Origin of the sequence: Aquiflexum sp. (assembly GCF_041749095.1) — a bacterium.
Taxonomy (GTDB): Bacteria; Bacteroidota; Bacteroidia; order Cytophagales; family Cyclobacteriaceae; genus Aquiflexum.
This window is the reverse complement of the sequence record NZ_JBGTCA010000303.1, coordinates 1-3,313: the sequence shown is the minus strand read 5'-3', so window position 1 is coordinate 3,313 and position 3,313 is coordinate 1. Positions and strand designations below refer to the sequence as shown.

The window sequence follows — 3,313 nt, the reverse complement described above, 5'->3', positions numbered from 1 at the left end:
GCGCCTTTGGCCATTTGGGAAGGGGAGGAATATTCTTTGGGATTGTGGCTGATTCCATCCTTGCTTGGGATAAACACAAGGCCGATCGGGCCTAACAAAGCCATTTCCTGTACATCGTGCCCGGCACCGCTCTGCATTTTGATATAGGAAATTCCCAGGGATACAGCAGCCTGTATCATTTTATCCTGGATTTCCTTGCTCGCTATGGTTGGTGTTGTGCCCAGGTTAAGGTTTTTAAATTCTATTTCAGTATTGGTTTCTTTGGCGATCTGTACCGCACGTTTTTCAATATCAGCAAACATTTTCATGATCTTTTCTGAGGAAAGGTCCCGCATCTGCAAGCTCATTTCCACTTTTCCGGGAATGATATTGGGGGCACCTGATGGGACTGAAATTTTTCCTACACTCCCTACCTGAGCTCCCTCGTAGCTGTTGACCACTTCATTGACGGCAAGTACCAATTTGGAGGCAGCAATCAGGGCATCCTGTCTGTCGTTCATGGGGGTGCTGCCGGCATGGTTGGCCATTCCAATTACGGTGATGTCCCAATCTTCAATACCTACGATTCCCTCTACAATTGCCACATCAATGCCTTGAGCTTCCAAGACCTTACTCTGCTCTATGTGGATTTCCAGAAATGCGGTTAAATCCCCTTTTTTTCTGATCACTTCATCCAACCTTTCAGGGTCACCACCTATTGCCCTGATACCTTCTTCAATGGACAATCCACTTGCGCTTTTTTGGGACAAAGCTTCTTTTTTGAGATTTCCTGTTATGGCCCTGCTGCCTACCAATCCTCCTTCTTCATTTTGGAAGATCAGCACTTCCAAGGGATGGTTGGTGATGATATTATGTTCGTTCAACACTTCGATGATTTCCAGTGCCGTAAAGGAGCCTAGCGCTCCATCATAATTCCCCCCATTGGGTACCATGTCAAGGTGAGAACCAAAGGCTATGGGTTTTTTGGAGGGGTCTTTACCTGCTCTTTTCCCAATGATATTGCCGGCATAATCAATTTGTACTTCAAGGTCAGCCTTTTTCATCAGGTCCATAAAGTATGCCCTACCCTCGATGTCACCTTGGCTGTAGGCTACCCGATAAGGCTGCCCTTTTTCATTTATTCCGAATTTGGCAAACTCCTGAATCCGCTGCTCGATGCGTTTTTCATTAACCCTGATTTGGTCGATGGAATAGCTGACTTGGGCAAAGACAGAATTGATAAACAGCAAAAAGGAGATTGAAAGTAAGGGTGATTTCATATTATTTTAATTTGATTCATAACCTTTTTAAGTTTTTAAAAATAACTCAGCCACCACTTATCCTTATTGGCCATCTTGTATCTGTCAAATCTTTTACAAAGCGGATACAATAATAAAATCACTGATATCCAAACCGTATAGACCACCCAAAGCGGAAAGCCATATCCTGGAATCGGCATATCAAATCCTAGCCAAACACTTAAGATCATATTTTTTTCCCAGACAAAACCTTTAATCGCGGCCAATCCGATTGCAGTAAGGTGAATCAGGTACAGGTGGATGATGTAGTAAAAGAAGGGAACCCTGCCAAAGCTGCAGATGAAATCCACCGCCTTTCCTTTCCATTTTTCGGAGTTTGACAATAGGAGAAATGTTCCACCCAAGGTCATCAATAAAAACAAAAGAGAAGGAGGGTATTTGGTGGGATTCAAAAAGGAAACCAGGTTTTTGGAAAGTTCTCCAAATTGTTGGAAGTCATTGGGGTCACCATAAACATTGGTCCATCTCAATCCGACAAATAGCACAATTGCCGAAATCCCAATCAGGTTAAATGTTCTTTTTCTTTTGGAACTCTCAAAGGATTTATCATAAAAAGAGCCAAAGTAAAATCCAAATGACATCACTGCAATCCATGGAATAATTGGGTATCCTACGATAAGCAGGAAGTTCTCGGATAGGAAGAAAATATTCTGATAATGAAAAATGGCCCATAAAATGGAATCCTCGAATTGGATATTATCCAAGAGATTGTGGCCAAAAATCAGGATAAGACTAAAAATTAAAACAACCAACCTGGGTAAATAAACCAATCCAGCCAAAGCAATCATGCTGATCCCCAATGACCAAATTACCCCAAGAAGGACCGTTTCAAACCGGAAGTCAAAAAACCAGGAAAAATTCACAAAGGTCAGTTCAATAAAAACGAGCCAAAGCCCACGTTTCAGAAGAAATCCTGACAACTCCTGTTTTGACTTTCGCTTACTTATCATAAAGGCAGACATTCCTGCCAGGAAACTGAAAGCAGGCGCACAGAAGTGGGTTACCCATCTGGTGAAGAAGATTGCCAAAGTTGTCTGATCGGGATCTGCCGGATCAAATAAAAAAGCCGGGGCATGCACAAAATCCCGCACATGGTCCAATGCCATAATGATCATGGCCAAACCTTTGACAAGATCGAGGGATGAAATTCTATGGTTAGGGATTGGGATTGTGGTCATATTTTTTTGAAAAAACTTCTGAATCCCGAATTAAAATTTCTCTGGACATATTGAAACTTAAAATAGGTTGGACAATGACATTCCGGTCATTGTCCAACTTTAGGTTAATTTTTATCTTCCGTCTTCTGTCTAATTGCAGAAAGAGAATGAAATTTACAGATAGACAAGATTCCCCCCTCACTTCTTAAACATCAGTTCCCCCGCATCATAATCAACAGGCTCGAGACTTGTCAAATACAGGTAGAGTGCCTCCAAATCTTCATCGGACATTCTTGAGAAAGGACCCCAGTGCATGGATGAGATTTTGATAATCCTTCCCTGCCGAAATCTTTCTTTCCATTCCTCCACAGTTTTGAATTTGGATAGTGCGCTGTTTGGATGGGGAGTGATATTGGGTGTACGCATCCATAGTTCAGGATCCTCACCAAGCATTATGTGCAATTCCGGGTAGGGTTCAAATTCCATTCCACCGGCATATTCCGGTCCGATTGCCTCAAAGGTCATTAAATCCCTGTTGGTATGGCATCCTACACAATTGGCGACATAACGCGAAATATATTCCCCCCTTTCGATGGTTGCTGCCATGGGTGGTGCAAAGGAAGGAGGGGAAGGTTTTTCTATCGGTTTAAAGGAGGAAGCCACCACCCGGACTGCCTTGCCCATAAAGGTCCACTCGTTATCCGGCACTTCGTTTTTGACCGGTGGCAGGCTTCTCAAATAGGAAACTACAGCTACCAGGTCTTCATCAGCCATATCCCAGAAAGGCATCAGCACGGATAAAGTTGCCGTTCCATCCGGCTTCACCGCATGGCGCATCATCCTGAACAATTCTCCGTC

Annotated in this window: 3 protein-coding genes; all 3 read right to left on the bottom strand. The window is 43.3% G+C overall.

The annotated features are described in order from the left end of the window. Window positions 1-1,259, bottom strand: a 1,259-nt coding sequence (locus ACEW8O_RS13930) for a Zn-dependent hydrolase (RefSeq protein ID WP_373495234.1), incomplete at its 3' end; no start/stop codon positions are given. A gap of 35 nt (window positions 1,260-1,294) precedes the next feature. Further along, a complete protein-coding gene (locus ACEW8O_RS13925; RefSeq protein ID WP_373495233.1) occupies window positions 1,295-2,476 on the bottom strand; it encodes a DUF1624 domain-containing protein in 1,182 nt (393 codons plus the stop codon). Window positions 2,477-2,653: 177 nt separating this feature from the next. Then, a partial coding sequence (locus ACEW8O_RS13920; RefSeq protein WP_373495232.1) for a cytochrome C occupies window positions 2,654-3,313 on the bottom strand: 660 nt, incomplete at its 5' end.

Excerpts from the sequence above, each read along its gene's own strand:
- ACEW8O_RS13925 (WP_373495233.1), bottom strand. The coding sequence starts at position 2,476 with ATGACCACAATCCCAATCCCTAACCATAGAATTTCATCCCTCGATCTT.